The sequence below is a fragment of the Humibacillus xanthopallidus genome, from assembly GCF_044793955.1.
Taxonomy (GTDB): domain Bacteria; phylum Actinomycetota; class Actinomycetes; order Actinomycetales; family Dermatophilaceae; genus Humibacillus; species Humibacillus xanthopallidus_C.
The window spans coordinates 2,256,348-2,274,977 of record NZ_CP084995.1 but is presented as its reverse complement, the minus strand read 5'-3'; the positions used below and the strand labels follow the sequence as shown (position 1 = coordinate 2,274,977).

Annotated in this window: 14 protein-coding genes; 1 reads left to right on the top strand and 13 read right to left on the bottom strand. The window is 71.6% G+C overall.

Going from position 1 to position 18,630, the window contains the following annotated elements:
* Positions 1-67: 67 nt before the first annotated feature.
* The 13 genes from LG278_RS10035 to LG278_RS09975 form a co-directional block, all read right to left on the bottom strand.
* A complete protein-coding gene (locus tag LG278_RS10035; protein WP_404393397.1) occupies positions 68-1,525 on the bottom strand; it encodes a glutamate synthase subunit beta in 1,458 nt (485 codons plus the stop codon).
* Entirely contained in the window at positions 1,518-6,077 is a 4,560-nt protein-coding gene (gltB, locus tag LG278_RS10030) for a glutamate synthase large subunit (RefSeq protein ID WP_404393396.1), read from the bottom strand. Before gltB ends, LG278_RS10035 begins: the two co-directional genes overlap by 8 nt.
* Before the next feature lie 198 nt (positions 6,078-6,275).
* Complete coding sequence (gene lgt / locus LG278_RS10025; RefSeq protein WP_404393394.1) at positions 6,276-7,331, bottom strand: prolipoprotein diacylglyceryl transferase; 1,056 nt, start codon at positions 7,329-7,331, stop codon at positions 6,276-6,278.
* Positions 7,328-8,128 carry a tryptophan synthase subunit alpha gene (gene trpA, locus LG278_RS10020; protein WP_404393392.1) on the bottom strand — a complete coding sequence of 267 codons (801 nt, stop codon included), beginning with the start codon at positions 8,126-8,128 and terminating at the stop codon, positions 7,328-7,330. Before trpA ends, lgt begins: the two co-directional genes overlap by 4 nt.
* Entirely contained in the window at positions 8,125-9,408 is a 1,284-nt protein-coding gene (gene trpB / locus LG278_RS10015; RefSeq protein WP_404393390.1) for a tryptophan synthase subunit beta, read from the bottom strand. Before trpB ends, trpA begins: the two co-directional genes overlap by 4 nt.
* A gap of 2 nt (positions 9,409-9,410) precedes the next feature.
* Positions 9,411-10,226: an indole-3-glycerol phosphate synthase TrpC gene (trpC, locus tag LG278_RS10010; RefSeq protein ID WP_404393388.1), complete on the bottom strand. Its 816-nt coding sequence runs from the start codon at positions 10,224-10,226 to the stop codon at positions 9,411-9,413.
* Positions 10,227-10,231: 5 nt separating this feature from the next.
* A complete protein-coding gene (locus LG278_RS10005; RefSeq protein WP_404393386.1) occupies positions 10,232-10,501 on the bottom strand; it encodes an HGxxPAAW family protein in 270 nt (89 codons plus the stop codon).
* Between the two features lie 58 nt (positions 10,502-10,559).
* Entirely contained in the window at positions 10,560-11,144 is a 585-nt protein-coding gene (locus LG278_RS10000) for a Trp biosynthesis-associated membrane protein (protein WP_404393385.1), read from the bottom strand.
* Positions 11,141-12,727, bottom strand: coding sequence for an anthranilate synthase component I (locus LG278_RS09995; RefSeq protein ID WP_404393383.1), 1,587 nt, complete (start codon positions 12,725-12,727; stop codon positions 11,141-11,143). The genes LG278_RS10000 and LG278_RS09995 overlap by 4 nt, the downstream gene beginning before the upstream one ends.
* A 380-nt stretch (positions 12,728-13,107) precedes the next feature.
* Complete coding sequence (gene hisI / locus LG278_RS09990; RefSeq protein ID WP_404393381.1) at positions 13,108-13,488, bottom strand: phosphoribosyl-AMP cyclohydrolase; 381 nt, start codon at positions 13,486-13,488, stop codon at positions 13,108-13,110.
* Positions 13,489-13,534: 46 nt separating this feature from the next.
* On the bottom strand, positions 13,535-15,346 hold the full coding sequence (locus LG278_RS09985; protein WP_404393379.1) for an ABC transporter ATP-binding protein: 1,812 nt from the start codon (positions 15,344-15,346) through the stop codon (positions 13,535-13,537).
* Positions 15,343-17,247 carry an ABC transporter ATP-binding protein gene (locus LG278_RS09980; RefSeq protein WP_404393377.1) on the bottom strand — a complete coding sequence of 635 codons (1,905 nt, stop codon included), beginning with the start codon at positions 17,245-17,247 and terminating at the stop codon, positions 15,343-15,345. The genes LG278_RS09985 and LG278_RS09980 overlap by 4 nt, the downstream gene beginning before the upstream one ends.
* A 113-nt stretch (positions 17,248-17,360) precedes the next feature.
* A complete protein-coding gene (locus tag LG278_RS09975) occupies positions 17,361-17,912 on the bottom strand; it encodes a GNAT family N-acetyltransferase (RefSeq protein ID WP_404393375.1) in 552 nt (183 codons plus the stop codon).
* A 73-nt stretch (positions 17,913-17,985) separates the two neighbouring features.
* Between LG278_RS09975 and LG278_RS09970 the strand changes: the two genes are divergently transcribed.
* Positions 17,986-18,627 (top strand): TIGR03085 family metal-binding protein, encoded by a 642-nt coding sequence (locus LG278_RS09970; RefSeq protein WP_404393373.1) that lies wholly within the window; start codon positions 17,986-17,988, stop codon positions 18,625-18,627.
* Positions 18,628-18,630 lie beyond the last annotated feature (3 nt).

Below are 18,630 nucleotides of genomic sequence, written 5' to 3'. Positions count from 1 at the left end.
GTCCGTCCGAGGCGTCGTACGCGTCGGGCGCGGACGACGGGTCGGGACGAACTGCTCTCTCGATCGGTCAGGCCGTGAGGGGTCGGTCGGTGGGCGCGACCGGGCGCGGCAGGGCGCTCGAGCCGGTGAGCCAGGCGTCGACCCCGGCCGCCGCTGACCGCCCCTCGGCGATGGCCCAGACGATGAGCGACTGACCGCGACCGACGTCGCCGGCCACGAAGACGCCAGGGACCGAGCTCATGAAGGTCTTGTCGCGCTTGACGTTGCTGCGCTCGTCGAGCTCGACGCCGAGCTGCTCGACCACCCCCGGCCCCTCGGGTCCGAGGAAGCCCATCGCGAAGAGGACGAGCTGTGCGGGGATCTCGCGCTCCGTACCGGGCTTGCCGCTCGGCCTGCCGTCGACGAACTCGACCTCCGTGATCTTGAGCGCCGCGACGTTGCCGTCGTCGTCGCCGACGAACTCCGTCGTGCTCACCGCGTAGAGGCGCTCGCCCCCCTCCTCGTGCGCGCTGGCGACCCGGTAGAGCATCGGGTAGGTCGGCCACGGCTGGGTCGAGGGGCGGTCCTCCCCCGGCTGCGGCATGATCTCGAGGCTCGTCACCGAGGCCGCACCCTGACGGTGGGCGGTGCCGATGCAGTCGGCGCCGGTGTCGCCGCCGCCGATGACGACGACGTGCTTGCCGGTGGCGAGGATCTGGTCCTCGACCTGCTCGCCGAGGGCGACGCGGTTGCCCTGCGGGAGGTACTCCATCGCCTGGTGGATGCCCCCGAGCTGACGGCCGGGTGCGTCGAGGTCACGTGGCACGGTGGCGCCGAGGGCGAGCACGACCGCGTCGTAGCGGTCGCGCAGCTGGCGCCCGGTGATGTCGACGCCGACGTTCATGTTGTTGCGGAAGCGCGTGCCCTCGGCCGCCATCTGGTCGAGGCGTCGGTCGAGGACCGACTTCTCCATCTTGAACTCCGGGATGCCGTAGCGCAGCAGACCACCCGGCTTGTCGGCCCGCTCGAAGACCGCGACCGTGTGACCGGCTCGCGTCAGCTGCTGCGCTGCGGCGAGACCGGCCGGCCCCGAGCCGACGACCGCGACCGTCTTGCCCGAGAGGCGCTCCGGCGGCAGCGGCTGCACGAGGCCACCCTCGAAGGCCTGCTCGATCGTCGTGACCTCGATCTGCTTGATCGTCACGGCCGGCTGGTTGATGCCGAGCACGCACGCGGTCTCGCACGGAGCCGGGCAGAGGCGACCGGTGAACTCCGGGAAGTTGTTGGTCGCGTGCAGGCGCTCGATCGCGTCGGTCCAGTCGCCACGCCAGGCGAGGTTGTTCCACTCCGGGATGAGGTTGCCGAGCGGGCACCCCGAGTGGCAGAACGGGATGCCGCAGTCCATGCAGCGTCCGGCCTGCCGCTGGAGCTGACCGAGCTCCTGCTCCTCGTAGACCTCCTTCCAGTCCCGGATGCGGACCGGGACCGGACGACGGGCGGGGAGCTCGCGCTCGCGGACGTTGAGAAAACCTTGCGGGTCAGCCACGGGAAGCCTCCATGATCCGGTGCCACACGTCGGCGCCGTCGGGGTCGAGGCCCTCGGCCTCGGCCTGGGCGCGGACGTCGAGGACGCGCTGGTAGTCGCGCGGCAGGACGAGGGTGAAGCGCTGGCGCGCCTCCTCCCACTCCGAGAGCAGCGCTGCGGCCACGGGCGACTCGGTCCACTCGAGGTGGGCTGCGAGCAGCTCGTGCAGGGTGGTCTCGTCGTCGGGCCGCAGCGGGGTGAGGTCGACGAGCTCGCGGTTGACGAGGTCGCGGTCGAGGTCGAGCACGTAGGCGACACCGCCGGACATGCCGGCCGCGAAGTTGCGGCCGGTCGAACCGAGCACGACCGCGACACCGCCGGTCATGTACTCGCAGCCGTGGTCGCCCACGCCCTCGACGACGGCCCGGGCCCCCGAGTTGCGCACGCAGAAGCGCTCGCCCGCCCGGCCGCGCAGGAAGAGCTCGCCGGTGGTCGCGCCGTAGGCGATGACGTTGCCCGCGATGACGTTGTGCTCGGCCACGAGCGTGGCCCTGACATCGGGGCGCACGACGATGCGCCCGCCCGACAGGCCCTTGCCGACGTAGTCGTTGGCGTCGCCGAAGAGCTTCATCGTGATGCCCGCCGGCAGGAAGGCGCCGAACGACTGCCCGCCCGACCCGGTCATCGTCAGCTCGATGGTGTTGTCGGCCAGGCCGTTGGGGTGCGCCTTGGTGACGTGGTGCCCGAGCATCGTGCCGACCGTGCGGTTGACGTTGCGCACGGCGATCTCGGTGCGCACCAGCTCCCCGTCCTCGATGGCCGCGAGCGACCTCGTCAGGAGCTCGTTGTCGAGCGCCTTGTCGAGTCCGTGGTCCTGCACCGCCGACTGGTGCAGCGTGCCGCCGGTCGGGTTGTCGGCCACGGCGAGGATCGGGCTGAGGTCGAGGCCCGAGGCCTTCCAGTGCGCGATGGCCTTGTCGAGGTCGAGGCTGCCGACCTGGCCCACCGCCTCCTCGATGGAGCGGAAGCCGAGCAGGGCGAGGTTCTCGCGCACCTCCTCGGCGATGTACTCGAAGAAGGTCTCGACGAACTCCGGCTTGCCCGAGAAGCGCGCCCGCAGCTCGGGGTTCTGGGTCGCGATACCGACCGGGCAGGTGTCGAGGTGACAGACGCGCATCATGATGCAGCCCGAGACGACGAGCGGGGCGGTCGCGAAACCGAACTCCTCGGCACCGAGCAGCGCCGCCACGACGACGTCGCGGCCCGTCTTGAGCTGACCGTCGACCTGCACGACGATGCGGTCGCGCAGGCCGTTGAGCACGAGCGTCTGCTGGGCCTCGGCCAGGCCGAGCTCCCACGGCGCCCCGGCGTGCTTGAGCGACGTCAGGGGCGAGGCTCCGGTGCCGCCGTCGTGGCCGGAGATGAGCACGACGTCGGCGTGCGCCTTGGACACGCCCGCGGCGACCGTGCCGACACCGATCTCGGAGACGAGCTTGACGTGGATGCGCGCCGACGGGTTGGCGTTCTTGAGGTCGTGGATGAGCTGGGCGAGGTCCTCGATGGAGTAGATGTCGTGGTGCGGCGGCGGCGAGATGAGGCCCACCCCCGGCGTCGAGTGACGCGTCTTGGCCACCCACGGGTAGACCTTGTGGCCGGGCAGCTGGCCGCCCTCGCCGGGCTTGGCGCCCTGGGCCATCTTGATCTGGATGTCGTCGGAGTGGGTGAGGTAGAGGCTCGTGACACCGAACCGACCGGAGGCGACCTGCTTGACGGCCGAGCGCCGCTCGGGGTCGAGCAGGCGGTCGACGTCCTCGCCGCCCTCTCCGGTGTTGGAGCGGCCGCCGAGGTGGTTCATCGCGATCGCGAGGGTCTCGTGCGCCTCCTTCGAGATCGAGCCGTAGCTCATCGCCCCGGTGTTGAAGCGCTTGACGATCTCGCTGACCGGCTCGACCTCCTCGAGCGGCACGGGCAGCCGGCCCGTCACGCCCGTGGGCTTGAAACCCATCAGGCCGCGCAGGGTCATGAGGCGTGACGTCTGGTCGTCGATGCGCTCGGTGTACTGCTTGAAGATGTCGTAGCGGCGCTGGCGCGTGGAGTGCTGGAGCCGGAAGACGGTGTCGGGGTCGAAGAGGTGCGGCTCCCCCTCGCGGCGCCACTGGTACTCACCGCCGACCTCGAGCACCCGGTGGGCCTGCTGCACGCCGTCGGGCGGGTAGGCCCGGGCGTGCCGCTCGGCCGTCTCGCGGGCGATGACGTCGAGCCCGACGCCGCCGAGCTGCGAGACGGTGCCCGTGAAGTAGCGGTCGACGAGCTGCTGCGACAGGCCGATCGCCTCGAACACCTGGGCGCCGCGGTAGGAGGCGACCGTGGAGATGCCCATCTTGGACATCACCTTGAGCACACCCTTGCCGAGCGCCTTGATGAGGTTCTTGACGGCCTGCTCGGACTCGACGCCCTCGATCTCGCCGGAGCGCACGAGGTCCTCGACGGTCTCCATCGCGAGGTAGGGGTTGACGGCCGCGGCACCGAAGCCGATGAGCAGCGCGACGTGGTGCACCTCGCGCACGTCGCCCGCCTCGACGATCATGCCGACCTGGGTGCGGGTCTTCTCGCGGATGAGGTGGTGGTGCACCGCTGCCGTGAGAAGCAGCGACGGGATGGGCGCGAGGTCGCGCCCGGAGTCGCGGTCCGAGAGCACCACGAAGCGCGCGCCGCGTCGGATCGCCTGCGACACCTCGGCGAAGATCTCCTCGAGCCGGTCGCGCATCGCGGCCGCGCCGCCGGTGACGTCGTAGAGGCCGCGCACGACGTGGGTGGCGTAGCCGGGGAGGTCGCCGTCGGCGTTGATGTGCACGACCTTGGCGAGCTCGTCGTTGTCGATGACCGGGAAGTCGAGGACGAGCTGGCGGGCGTGCGCCGGCGAGGCCGAGAGGGCGTTGCCCTCCGGGCCGAGGAAGGTGCCCAGGGAGGTGACGAGCTCCTCGCGGATCGCGTCGAGAGGCGGGTTGGTCACCTGCGCGAAGAGCTGCGTGAAGTAGTCGAACAGCAGGCGGGGACGCGACGACAGCACGGCGATGGGGGTGTCGGTGCCCATCGAGCCCAGCGCCTCGGCGCCCGACTTGGCCATCGGCGTCAGCAGGATGCGCAGGTCCTCCGAGGTGTAGCCGAAGGTCTGCTGACGACGCTGCACCGAGGCCGCCGTGTGCACGATGTGCTCGCGCTCGGGAAGGTCCTTCATGCGGATGAGGCCGGCGTGCAGCCACTCGGCGTAGGGCTTGGCGGCCGCGAGCGAGGACTTGATCTCGTCGTCGCTGACGATGCGGCCGTGCTCGGTGTCGACGAGAAACATCTTGCCGGGCTGCAGGCGTCCGCGCTGCACCACGTGAGCGGGGTCGAGCTCGATGACGCCGGACTCGGAGGCGAGCACGACGAGCCCGTCGTCGGTCACGGCATACCGACCCGGGCGCAGCCCGTTGCGGTCGAGGACCGCGCCGACGAGGGTGCCGTCGGTGAAGCAGACGTTGGCCGGGCCGTCCCACGGCTCCATGAAGGTGGAGTGGAACTCGTAGAACGCCTTGCGGGCGGGGTCCATCGTGGCGTGGTTCTCCCACGCCTCGGGGATCATCATGAGCACCGCGTGCGGGAGCGAGCGGCCCCCGAGGTGCAGCAGCTCGAGCACCTCGTCGAAGCTGGCGGAGTCGGAGGCGTCGGGGGTGCAGATCGGGAAGATCCGCTCGAGGTCACCCGGGATGATGTCGGAGGTCAGCTGGCTCTCGCGGGCGCGCATCCAGTTGCGGTTGCCCTTGACGGTGTTGATCTCGCCGTTGTGGGCGATCATCCGGTAGGGGTGCGCGAGCGGCCAGGACGGGAACGTGTTGGTCGAGAAGCGCGAGTGAACGAGCGCGAGCTCGGTGGCGAAACGCGGGTCCGACAGGTCGGGGAAGAACGGCTCGAGCTGGCCCGTCGTCAGCATCCCCTTGTAGACGATGGTGCGCGAGCTGAGCGAGGCGAAGTAGACCTCGGCCTCGCGCTCGGCCCGCTTGCGCAGGCAGAAGGCGAGCCGGTCGAGGCCGAGCGCGACCTGGCGACCCATCGAGCTGCTGACGAAGAGCTGCTCGAAGAACGGCATGCACTCGCGGGCGACCTTGCCGACGAGGTCGGCGCCGACCGGCACCTCGCGCCAGCCGAGCACCTTGAGGTTCTCAGAGGCGGCGATCTCCTCGATGCGGGCCTTGGCGGCGGCGCGCTCGACGGGGTTGGGGGGCAGGAAGGCCATGCCGGCGGCATACGCCCCGACGTTGGGCAGCGTGAACGGCACGGCCTCGCGGAAGAACTCGTCGGGGATCTGCGTGAGGATGCCCGCACCGTCGCCGACGAGCGGGTCGGCGCCGGTGGCGCCGCGGTGGTCGAGGTTGCGCAGGGCCGTCAGGGCGTGGTCGACGATGTCGTGGCCGGCGCTCCCGCGCATCGTCGCGATGAGCGCGACGCCGCAGGCATCGTGCTCGAACTCGCGGCGGTAGAGGCCGGAGTCCTCCGGCTGTGCACTGAAGAGGGTGCGGGTGTGCGGCGACATCTCCACCGTCCTTCTGACTGGGCCCCGGGGCTTCCCTCGAGGGGCCGACGGCATGACGAATGGCATGTGGACGGCACTGGCCACAGGCGATGGGTACGACGATATCGGAGCAGGCCCCCGTCCTACCTGCTGATACGGCGGATTCCGGATGCTGAGACGTCGTGCTCAACAGGTGGTCGGGTCTGCACGAACCGGTGATCAGGTGCCTTGCGAAGGCTCCTGCTTCGAACCGGCCTGCGCCGCGTCGTCCTCACGGTCGTCGTCGCCTTCTGCCGAAGGATCTCCGTCCGGCCGCCCCCCGGCATCCGACCCTGCTGCGGGCTCCGAGGTCGACTCCGACATCGGGTCTGACGCCGGCTCGGCGATCGGCCCACGCTCCCCCGACATCTGGCCGAAGCGCCGCCAGAGGAAGACGCCCAGCAGCAGCACGAGGATCGAGACCCAGGTGTTGACCCGCTGGCCGAAGATGTAGTTGGCAGAGTCGCTGCGCATGTTCTCGATGACGAAGCGCCCGATCGGGTAGCCGATGACGTAGGCCGCGAAGACCTGCCCCGGCTTGAGCGTGAAGCGCCGCCCGATCCAGATGAGGAACGCGGCCAGCAGCAGGCACCAGAGCGCCTCGTAGAGGAAGGTCGGGTGGAAGTAGCCCTTGACGACGGGGTTGCCGGCCGCGTCGACGACCGCGCGCCCGGCGCCGGTGTCCCACTCGTAGATGCGCAGGCGCCACGGCAGGTCGGTCGGCGCGCCATAGATCTCGTTGTTGAACCAGTTGCCGAAGCGCCCCATCGCCTGGGCGATCGCGACACCCGGCGCGGCCGCGTCGACGAAGTCACGGAACCGGACGCCGTTCTTGCGGCAGCCGATGTAGGCGCCGAGCGCGCCGAGAGCGACGGCGCCCCAGATGCCGAGGCCGCCTTCGTAGATCGCGAAGGCCCGCCACGGGTCGCCGCCCTCACCGAAGTAGGGCTGGGGCGTGGTGATGAGGTGGTAGAGCCGCCCGCCGATGATGCCGAAGGGCACCGCCCACGCGGAGATGTCGATGGCGACGCCCGGCTGGTATCCGAGGGCGCCGAGCCGGCGCTGGGTGAGCCAGACGGCGACGACGATGCCTGCGAGGATGCAGAGCGCGTAGCCGCGCAGCGGCAACGGCCCGAGGTGCCAGACGCCGACCGTCGGCGACGGCAGCTCGGCCGCCAGCGTGGGAAGTCCGGGCACTGCGGCCACGGCAGCCGGTATGCCGCCGAGCAGGCTCATGCGCGGCCCCTCCGGACGCCCTCGGCGAGCTCGCGCGTGAGAGCGCCGAGCTCCTCGAGGCCAGCCTCCGGCGTCGATGCCTCGGTGAGGCAGCGCACGAGGGCCGAGCCCACGATCACGCCGTCGGCGTAGCGGGCGATCTCGGCCGCCTGGTCGCCCGTCGAGACGCCGAGCCCGACGCAGACGGGAAGGTCGGTCGTCGCCCGCGTGCGCGAGACGAGCGCGTCGGCGGCGGCGCCGACGCTGGTCCGGGCGCCGGTGACGCCCATGACCGCGCTGGCGTAGACGAATCCGCGGCTCGCCGCCGTGACCTTGGCGAGGCGCTCGGGCGTCGAGCTCGGCGCGACGAGGAAGACGCGGTCGAGGTCGTGGGCGTCGGCCGCCGCGATCCAGTCTCCGGCCTCGTCGGGGATGAGGTCGGGCGTGATGAGGCCCGCGGCTCCGGCGGCGGCGAGGTCGGCGGCGAAGCGGTGGACGCCGTAGCGCAGCACGGGGTTCCAGTAGGTCATGACGAGGGCACCCGCCCCGGCCTCGGAGACCGCACGTGCGGCGGTGAAGATGTCGCCGAGGTGCACGCCCGCCTCGAGGGCGCGCACCGCGGCCTCCTGGATGACGGGGCCGTCCATGACCGGGTCGCTGTAGGGCACGCCGATCTCGACGATGTCGACACCGTTGTCGACCATCACCCGCATCGCCTCGATGGAGCCCTCGACGCTGGGGAAGCCGACGGGGAGGTAGCCGATGAGCGCCGCTCGACCCTCGGCGCGGCACGCCGCGAGGACGGGTCCGACGCTCACTGCTGCACTCCCATGCCCTTGGCACCGTCGTCGGCCGCGAGCGCGCCGCCGTCGTCGGTGGGCAGGACGGTGCCGCCCTGCTCGTCGATGAGGCCGAACCACGCCGCAGCCGTGTGCACGTCCTTGTCGCCGCGACCGGAGAGGTTGACGAGCAGCACGGCGTCGGGGCCGAGCTCGCGCCCCACCTTCATCGCGCCGGCGAGGGCGTGCGCGCTCTCGATGGCCGGCAGGATGCCCTCGGTGCGTGAGAGCAGCGAGAAGGCCTCCATCGCCTCGTCGTCCGTGACGGGACGGTACTCGGCGCGCCCCGACTCGAGCAGGTGAGCGTGCTCGGGTCCGACGCTGGGGTAGTCGAGTCCGGCCGAGACGCTGTGCGACTCGACCGTCTGGCCGTCGACGTCCTGCATGACGTAGGTGAAGGCGCCGTGGAGCACGCCCGGGATGCCGGCCGAGAAGCGCGCGGCGTGCTTGCCCGAGGCGACCCCCTCGCCGCCGGCCTCGAAGCCGATGAGCCGCACCGACCGGTCGTCGATGAAGCGGTGGAAGATGCCGATGGCGTTGGATCCCCCGCCGACGCAGGCGAGCACGGCGTCGGGCAGGCGACCGACGAGGTCGAGCACCTGCTGGCGCGCCTCGACACCGATGACGCGGTGGAAGTCGCGGACCATCTCGGGGAAGGGGTGCGGACCGGTCACCGTGCCGAGCACGTAGTGGGTCGTCTCGACGTTGGCGACCCAGTCGCGGAAGGCTTCGTTGACGGCGTCCTTGAGCGTCTTGCTGCCGTTGTCGACCGGCACGATGGTCGCGCCGAGCAGCCGCATCCGAGCGACGTTGAGGGCCTGGCGCTCGGTGTCCTTGCGGCCCATGTAGACGACGCACTCGAGGCCGAGCAGGGCGGCCGCGGTGGCCGTCGCGACGCCGTGCTGCCCGGCACCGGTCTCGGCGATGACGCGCGTCTTGCCCATCCGCTTGGTGAGCAGCGCCTGCCCGAGCACGTTGTTGATCTTGTGCGAGCCGGTGTGGTTGAGGTCCTCGCGCTTGAGGATGACCCTCGCGCCGCCGCAGTGCTCGGCGAAGCGCGGCACCTCGGTGATGATGCTCGGCCGGCCCGTGTAGGTGCGGTGGAGGCGCTCGAGCTCGCCGACGAACTCGGGGTCGACGACCGCCTTGCGCCAGACCTCCTCGAGCTGCTCGAGGGCAGGGATCAGCGCCTCGGGGACGTAGCGTCCGCCGAAGCCACCGAAGCGGCCGTATGCCGGCACGTTGGATGTCGTGGTCATGCTCACTCCTGGGTGGCGCCGCTGCGCACGGCCGCGGCTGCCTCGATGAAGGCGCGCACGGTGCGCTCCGGGGCACCGTCGCGGACGAGGGCCTCGCCCACGAGCACGGCGCCGGCTCCGGCGCGCACGTAGGCGGCGACGTCGGCGGGTCCGGTGACGCCGCTCTCGGCCACGCCGACGACGCCCTCGGGCACGCGGGGCAGCAGGTCGGTGACGGTGCGGGGGTCGACCTCGAGGGTCTTGAGGTTGCGGGCGTTGACGCCCACGAGGACGGGGTCGAGCGCCAGGGCCCGGTCGAGCTCGGCGGCGTCGTGCACCTCGATGAGGGCGGTCATGCCGAGGTCACGGGCCTGGTCGTGCAGGTCGTGCATCAGGGCGTCGTCGAGGGCCGCGACGATGAGCAGGATGAGGTCGGCGCCGTGCGCCCGGGCCTCGGTGACCTGGTAGGGCTCGACCATGAAGTCCTTGCGCAGCAAGGGGGTCGGCACCGCAGCACGCACCTCGACGAGGTCGGCGAGGCTGCCGCTGAAACGGCGCTCCTCCGTGAGCACGCTGATCGCGCTGGCTCCCCCGGCGGCATACGCCCGGGCGAGGCGACCGGGCTCGGGGATCTCGGCGAGCGACCCCTTGCTGGGACTGGCACGCTTGACCTCGGCGATGACCGCGACACCGTGCGCGGAGCGGATGCCCGGCATGGGGTCGAGGGCAGGAGCGACTGCGGCGAGACGCGTCTCGAGCGACGCCAACGAGGTCGTGGCGCGACGACGCTCGAGATCCTCGCGGACGCCGTCGATGATCCCGTCGAGAACCGTCGGCACCGCTCTCAGCTCTTGCCGACGGTCTCGGCGCCCGCCTCGTCGGGGGCGTCGACGAGCGACCCGGCCTGGGCGCTGTGCCCGTTGCTGCCGTAGCCGGCCATCGACAGCAGCTTGCCGGCGGCCGCGCCGGCGACGATGACGACCGCGCCGATGATGCCGAGGAGCAGGTTGGGCAGGAGCACGGCGACGGAGGCGATGGCCGAGCCGAGCAGGATGATGCCGACTCCGGTCCAGGCAGCGGTGCTGTGGCCGTGGTCCTCGTGCTCGTCTTCCATGTCGCCCTCTCTCGATCGATCGCGGGCCCGCCCATGGGCCTCGACGTCCGCCATTCTGTCAGGTCTGGTCTGGTGCGTCTCGCAGGGTGGGGTCGCCGCCCTCGGACAGCTCGTCCCACGCGCTGCGCACCTGCCCGCGGGGCCCGCTGTCGGGGCGCGCACCGCGCTCGTAGCGCGACGACAGGCCCGCCCACGATCGGCTCGACAGGGCAGCGGCGAGGGCGCCGGCGAGGAGCGCGACCATGACGACAACCGCCGCCCAGCCCCAGGCCGTCGTCGCGCCGGTCGCGTCGGGCGCCGTCGTGCGCGCGAGCTCCTTGGCGACGGCGGACGACACCGCGTCGACCGGTCGCAGCACGACGAGGAGCGTCAGCGCGGTGGCGCCGGCCGCGGCGAGCACGAGTACCACGCCCGACACCGCACGGATGATGCGGCCGCCCGTCATCAGACCGAGCAGGGCGACGACCGTGACGACGACGAGCCCGACCACACCCGGTGCGGCCGCTCCCCCCGTCACCTCCGTCGTGCCGACGCTGAGGACGTCGCGCGACTCCCCGACCACCCAGGGGCGAGTCGTGAGCAACAGCGCGAGCGCGGCGGGCACGAGCACGGCGAGAGCGGCATACCGCTTGGACAGCCTCATCGGTCGCGCCTGCCCGCCATGGGACGCAGACCCGCCGCCGCAGCCACGGCGCGCAGGGCCGCGGCGGCCTTGTGCACGGTCTCCTCGAACTCGAGGTGAGGCACCGAGTCGGCGACGATGCCCGCACCGGCCTGCACATGGGCGAGGCCGTCCTTGATGAGCGCGGTGCGGATCGCGATGGCCATGTCGAGGTCGCCGGCGAAGTCGAGGTAGCCGACGACGCCGCCGTAGAGGCCGCGCCGCACCCCCTCGTAGCCGTCGATGAGGGCCATCGCGCGCGGCTTCGGCGCCCCGCTCAAGGTGCCTGCCGGGAAGGTCGTGACGAGCGCGTCGTAGGCGCTGCGGTCATCACGCAGGTCTCCGACGACTGTCGACTCGATGTGCATGATGTGGCTGTAGCGGCGCACCGACATGAAGTCGACGGTGTCGACCGTGCCGGCGCGGCAGATCCGTTGGAGGTCGTTGCGGGCGAGGTCGACGAGCATGAGGTGCTCGGCCCGCTCCTTGGCGTCGCCGAGCAGCTCCTCGGCGAGGTGTGCGTCGTGGTCGGGGCTCTTGCCGCGCGGACGCGACCCGGCGATCGGGTGGGTGATCGCCTGCCGGCCGGTCACCTTGATGAGCGCCTCGGGGCTCGAGCCGACGACGTCGTAGGCCGAGCCGTCGGGGTGCGGCAGGCGCAGGAGGTACATGTACGGGCTGGGGTTGCTGACCCTCAGCGCGCGGTAGACGTCGAGCGAGTCCGCCTCGCACGGCACCGTGAAGCGCTGCGAGACGACGATCTGGAAGGCCTCGCCGGCCCGGATCGCCTCCTTGGCCTGCTCGACCATCGCCTCGAACTGCTGCTGGGTGTGGCTGCTGCGCGGCTCGCTCGCGATCGGCTCGATCGTCGCGACGGTGCTCGGTGCGGCCTCGGCGAGCTCGTCGGTCATCCGGTCGAGCCGTGACACGGCGTCGGCCCAGGCGTCCTCGATGCGCTCGTCGGTGGCGTCGTGGTTGACGGCGTTGGCGATGAGCAGCAGGGAGCCGTCGCTGTGGTCGAAGACGGCGAGGTCGGTGGCGAGCATCATCGCGAGCTCGGGCAGGTCGAGGTCGTCACGGCCCTCGTCGGGCACGCGCTCCCAGCGGCGCACGGCGTCGTAGGTGATCGCACCGACCATCCCGCCCGTGAGCGGCGGCAGCCCCGGGATGCGGTCGGTCGCGAGCTCGGCGACCGTGCGGCGCAGGGCCTCGGTCGGGTCGCCCGTCGTCGGCACCCCGACGGGAGGGCTGCCGATCCAGTGCGTCTCGCCGTCGCGCTCGGTCAGCGTCGCAGCGCAGCGGGCCCCGACGATGGAGTATCGCGACCACACGCCGCCGTGCTCGGCCGACTCGAGCAGGAAGGTGCCCGGCCCGCCCCGGGCCAGCTTGCGATAGACACCGACCGGCGTCTCGCTGTCGGCGAGGAGGCGGCGCACGACGGGGATGACCCGGCGCCGCTCGAGGGCCAGCTCGGTGAAGACCTGCAGGCTCGGCCAGGTCTGCCCCCACGTGAGGTCTGCGTGTGGTGCGGGCGCAGGGGCGAGGGACGTGGTCGAGTCGGGCACCCGGCCATTCTGGCCCACCGGCCGGTATGCCGTGCCGCCGCCTCCACGCGTCGAGAGGCCAAAGCGTGCCGCCCCCTCTCCCTCGAGAGACCAAAACATGCCGCCCCCCACAAGTCGAGTGGCCAAGGTATGCCGCCCCGGACCGGTCGAGAGGCCAAAGCGTGCCGCCCCCGACCGGTCGAGAGGCCAAAGCGTGCCGCCCCCGACCGGTCGAGAGGCCAAGGTATGCCGCCCCCCTCCCCCTCGAGAAGCGGCCACGAGTGGCCACTCGACACGGGGGTCGCGGCCAGAAGTGGCCACTCGACACGGGGGTCGCGGCCAGAAGTGGCCACTCGACACGGGGGTCGCGGCCAGAAGTGGCCACTCGACGGGTCAGGGGGTCAGGTGGTGGCGGGGTCGGGCTCGCCGACGGTGGCGGGCAGCACCCGGGCGTCGAAACAGGTCCGGTCGCCGGTGTGGCAGGCCGCACCGACCTGGTCGACGGAGACGAGGAGCGCATCGCCGTCGCAGTCGAGCCGCACGCCCTTGACCCACTGGGCGTGACCGCTCGTGTCGCCCTTGCGCCAGTACTCCTGTCGGCTGCGCGACCAGAAGGTCACCCGACCCTCGGTGAGGGTGCGGCGCAGGGCCTCGTCGTCCATCCACCCGACCATGAGCACGTCACCGGAGTCGTGCTGCTGCACGACGGCGGCGACGAGGCCGTGCTCGTCGCGCTTCAGCAGGGCGGCGATGTCAGGGCTGAGGGTCGAGGTGTCGGTCACCCGGACATTCTGCCGCGTCCGCGAGGAGCGGCGAACGCGCCGGGTCTCAGACGGCGTGCTGCTGGGCGACCCACGAGTCGTGCAGGCGGGCATAGACGCCCCCGAGCCGCACGAGCTCGGCGTGCGGACCGCGCTCGACGATCCGACCCGCGTCGACGACGATGACCTCGTCGGCCGCCTGGGCGGTGGAGAGCCGGTGCGCGATCGCGATCGAGGTGCGCCCGCGGGTCAGCGAGTCGAGCGCGCGCTGGAGGCGCACCTCGGTGCTCGGGTCGACGGCCGAGGTCGCCTCGTCGAGCACGAGCAGGTCGGGGTCGGCGAGGTAGGCCCTGGCGAGGGCCACGAGCTGCCGCTCCCCCGCCGACAGCGACTCACCGCGCTGGCCGACCTCGGTGCCGAGACCGAGCGGCATCGTGGCGACCCAGGCGTCGAGGCCCAGCTCGGCGAGCGTGCGCTCGACGTCCTGCTGGCTCGACTCGGGCCGGCCAAAGCGGATGTTGTCGAGCAGCGTGCCGTCGAAGAGGAAGCCCTCCTGCGGCACGAGCACGACGCGCTGGCGCAGCGACGAGAAGCGGATCGTGTCGAGGTCGGTGCCATCGAGCAGCACCCGACCCGAGGTCGGGTCCATCAGCCGGGTGAGCAGCTTGGCGAGCGTCGACTTGCCCGAGCCGGTCTCGCCGACGATCGCGACGCGGCTGCGCGGCGCGATGGTGAGGTCGATGTCGTGCAGCACCTGCTCGCCGCCGGGATAGGAGAAGCCGACGCCGCTGAACTGCACGGTGATCGGTCCCCGCGGCAGCTCGACACCCTCGTCGGCCGGGTCGGAGACGTCGGCGGGCGTGTCGATGATGCCGATGACGCGCCGCCAGCCGGCGACGGCGTTTTGCATCTCGTTGAGGATCTCGGTCGCCTGCTGCACCGGCATGGTGAAGAGGTTGACGAGGAAGAGGAACGCGAGCAGCTCACCGAGGGTGAGACGGCCGTTCACCGCGAGCACGGTGCCGACGACCAGCACGACGGCCGTCGTCAGACCCGAGACGAGCTGCCCCGAGGTGAAGGCGACGACCGCGCGTGCCTGCGCGCCGATGGCGGCCTTGCGGTGGGCCTCGACCGAGACGTCTATGCGCGCAGCAGTGCGGTCCTCGACGCCGTAGGCGCGGATCGCCTGGGCGCCGACGACGGCCTCGGAGATCGCGCCGAGCATGTCGCCGACGCGCTCGCGCACCTTGGTGTAGGCGCGGCCGACGATGCCCTGGAACTTTCGGATGATGACGAAGAGCGGCACGAAGCACAGCCACACGACAAGGGCGAGCGGTGGGCTGTAGACGACCATCAGCACCGTCGCGAGCGTGATCTGCGCGAGGTTGATCATCAGCATCAGTCCGCCGAACTGCACGAACATCGAGATCGTGTCGACGTCCGACGTCACGCGCGAGACGAGCGAGCCCCGGCGCTCGGTGTTCTGGGTCAGCATTGCGAGGTCGTGGATGTGACGGAAAGCCTTGAGCCGCAAGGTCGCCAGGCCGTTCTCCGAGGCGCGGAAGAGCCGCACGTTGACGAAGTAGGCGGAGAACGCCGTGACGACGACACCGACGAGGGCGATGCCGATGTAGACCGCGACGACCCCCATGTCGGGGCCGCCATCGGCGAGGATGCCGTCGTCGGTGATGCGCTGCACGACGAAGGGCACGAGGACGCGCCCCAGGGTCGAGAGCACCGCGAGGGCGACGGTGACCCAGATGCCCCGGCTCAGCTCGGGCGAGAGGTGCAGCCCGCGCTTCAGCGTGTCGCTCGTCGACCGCTCCTTGCCGGTGGCGATGCCGTGGTGCTCGACGAGAGCCTCGGAGCGCATGCTCATCGCGACACCTCCTCGACCTGGTCGCGTCGCGGCTCGCCGTCGGAGTCGCGCTGGGTGTAGTCGTCGTCGAAGTCGGCGCCGATGTCGTCGTCCTCCGCCGCGAGGGCCGCCCGCTCAGCCGCTTCGCGGGCGTATGCCGTCACGAGGCGTTCGTAGCCGGCGCACCTCCCGAGCAGCTGGGCATGCGTGCCGTGGTCGATGACTCGGCCACCCTCGACGTAGACGACCTCGTCGGCGAGCAGGATCGTCGCCATGCGGTAGGCGACGACGAGCACCGTCGTGCCCGAGCTCGCCTCGCGCAGCCGCGAGAGGATCGCCTGCTCGACGCTGGGGTCGACCGCCGACGTGGCGTCGTCGAGCATGAGCAGCTGCGGCTCTCGGATGATCGCCCGGGCGAGGGCGATGCGCTGGCGCTGGCCCCCGGAGAGGCTCGCCCCGCGCTCACCGACGCGGGTGTCGAGGGCCTCCGGCAGGCGGTCGACGAAGCCGGCACCCTGCGCGACGTTGAGGGCGCGCCACACCGCCTCGTCGTCGTGGTCGAGCCCCAGCGTGACGTTGCCGCGCACGGTGTCGTCGAACATGAAGGTCTGCTGGGCGACGAGGGCGGCGACGTCGCTGACCCCGCCGCGTCGCACCTCGCGCAGGTCGATGCCGTCGACGAGCACCGCACCGGTGTCGGGGTCGACGAGGCGCATGAGGATGTTGGTCAGCGTGGACTTGCCGCTGCCGGTGGGGCCGACGACGGCGACGGTGGAGCCGGGCGCGACGTCGAGCGTCACGTCGACCAGCGCCGGGTTGAGGTCGACCTTGCCCGACTCGCTCTCGACCTCGTAGGCGTAGGCGACGTGGTCGGCCTGCAGCCGGCTCGAGCGCCCGCGCGGCAGGTCACGGTCGCCGTAGGTCATGCTGCCCTCGGCCTCGAGCACGGCCGAGACCCGCTTCCAGCCGACGACGGAGCGGGGCAGCTCGGCGAGCACCCAGCCGAGCGCGCGCACGGGGAAGGCGAGGATGGAGAAGAGGTAGGCGATCTGCACGACCTCGCCCGCCGACAGGTAGCCGCCGCTGACGCGCAGGGTGCCGACGAAGAGGACCGCGAGGGTGCCGATGGTCGGGATGGCCTCGATCGCCGGGTCGAACCGGCCGCGGGTGCGGCCGACCTCGATGTTGGCGTCGCGCAGGGCGTGGGTCACCTCGCGGAAGCGCTCGGCCTCGTGGTCCTCACGGCCCAGCGACTTGACGATGAGCGCGGCCTCGAAGCTCTCGTGCGCGACCTCGGAGACGTCGGCGCGCAGCTGCTGCGCCAGGGTGACCTTGGGCGACATCGCGCGCTGGAAGGCGACGTTGGCGAGGAAGAGCAGCGGGAAGACGGTGAGACCGACGACGGCCAGCCAGGGGTCGATGACCATCATCTGCACGATGCCGAAGGCGAGCATGACGACGACCCCGAGGGCCATGGGCAGCGGGGCGAAGATGTTCCAGGTCGCCTCGACGTCGGCGTTGGCGTTGGACAGGAGCTGGCCCGACGGGTGCTTGTGGTGCCACGAGAGCGGGAGGCGGAGGTACTGCCGCGTCACCTGGCGGCGATACATGGCGCCGAGGTTGAACATCGCGATGCCGCCGGCCAACCGTCGGCCGATGACGCCGGTGACGGTGACGAGCACGACGAGGCCGAGGACCCCACCGATCGTCCACAGCTGCTGTGCGGTGACGCTGCCGGCCTCGATGGCGGGCGTGATCTGGTGCTCGACGAGCCACCCGATCGTCCACGCGGTCATGCCGGTCATGACGCCGTACACCACGCTGCCGAGGACCGCGAGCGCGAACCACCGGGGCTGTCCCTTGATGCCGCGAGCGATGACGGACAGGCCCTCTCGCAGGGTCGAGGACGGCAGGTCGTTCACGTGTGGGGCTCCCGTTGGGTCGAGCTTCAGGTCATGCGTAGGGTCATGCGTCGGTCAGGCATCAGGGTGGTCGGCACGCGCCGCCGCCCCCACTGCCACGACTTGCCAGCCTCTCACGCGCCACCGACAGTCAATGCATCGGTGCGCACCCAGTAGCGCCGGATGCCGCCCTGCACGTCCTCGAGGAAGCCCCCGCGCTCCCGAACGGCCCGCTCGATGGTGCGAGCGGACGCGACGTTGTCGTCGTCGCACGTCACGAGCGCCCGGTCGATGCCGCGCCTGCCGGCCAGGTCGAGGGCGAGCGCGAGGGCGGCGCTCGCGACCCCGCGTCCGCGGTCACCCGGCCCGACGGCATACCCGATGTGGCCGCCCTCGGCGAGCAGCGACGGCGTCAGCGCGTGACGGATCGCGATGGTGCCGACGACCCGTCCGCCGTCGAGCACCCAGCGATAGGACGAGGGCACCCGACCCTCGGGCAGCTCCTCGTCGGAGCGCTCCTGGCGGCCCAGCCAGTCGACCCACTCAGCGAGCACCTCGGGGTCGCGCAGCCGGACGGTGTCGCCGGGACGCAGCCCCGAGCCGTGGATGGTCGCGCCGTCGAAGGCGTCGACGAGGGCCCACCACGAGGCGGCCAGGTCGACGGTCGGTCGTGCGAGCTCGATCACTCCCCGACCCTAGGCACGCACCTCCCGGGCAGGCCAGCGCGTTCTGCGCGGCCATGGCTGCGAGGATGGGGCCATGACCCGCCACGCCCTGTCCGAACGCCACCTGCTGTGCGACGAGCTGCTCCGACTCGGCCCCGACGCCCCCACGAAGTGTGATGGCTGGAGCACCAGCGACCTCGCGGCCCACCTCGTGATCCGCGAAGGACGCCCCGACCTCGCGGCCGGCGCCTGGCTGCCCTTCCTCCGCGACCGTCTCGAGCGGGAGCAGTCGCGGATGGCCCGCGGCGACTACGCGGCCCTCGTCGAGCGCGTCCGCGCCGGCGCCCCCGTGTGGAACCCGATGCACTTCGAGAAGGTCGACGAGATGGCCAACCTCGTCGAGTACTTCGTGCACCACGAGGACGTGCGCCGCGCCCAGCCCGACTGGGAGCCGCGCGAGCTCGCCGGCAACCTCCAGCACGCGCTGTGGGTCGCGGTCCGCCGCAGCTCGCGCCTGATGTTCCGCAAGTCCCCGACGGGCATCGTCCTCGTCGCCGAGGGCCACGGCCGGCACTCCGCCAAGCTGCCCGACGCCCACGGCACCGTCGTCGTGCGCGGCACGCCCGCCGAGCTCGTGCTCTACGCCTACGGCCGCAAGGACGTCGCGCGGGTCGAGCTGTCGGGCGACGCCGACGACATCGCGGCCCTGCAGGCGGCTGAGCTCGGCATCTCCTGACGG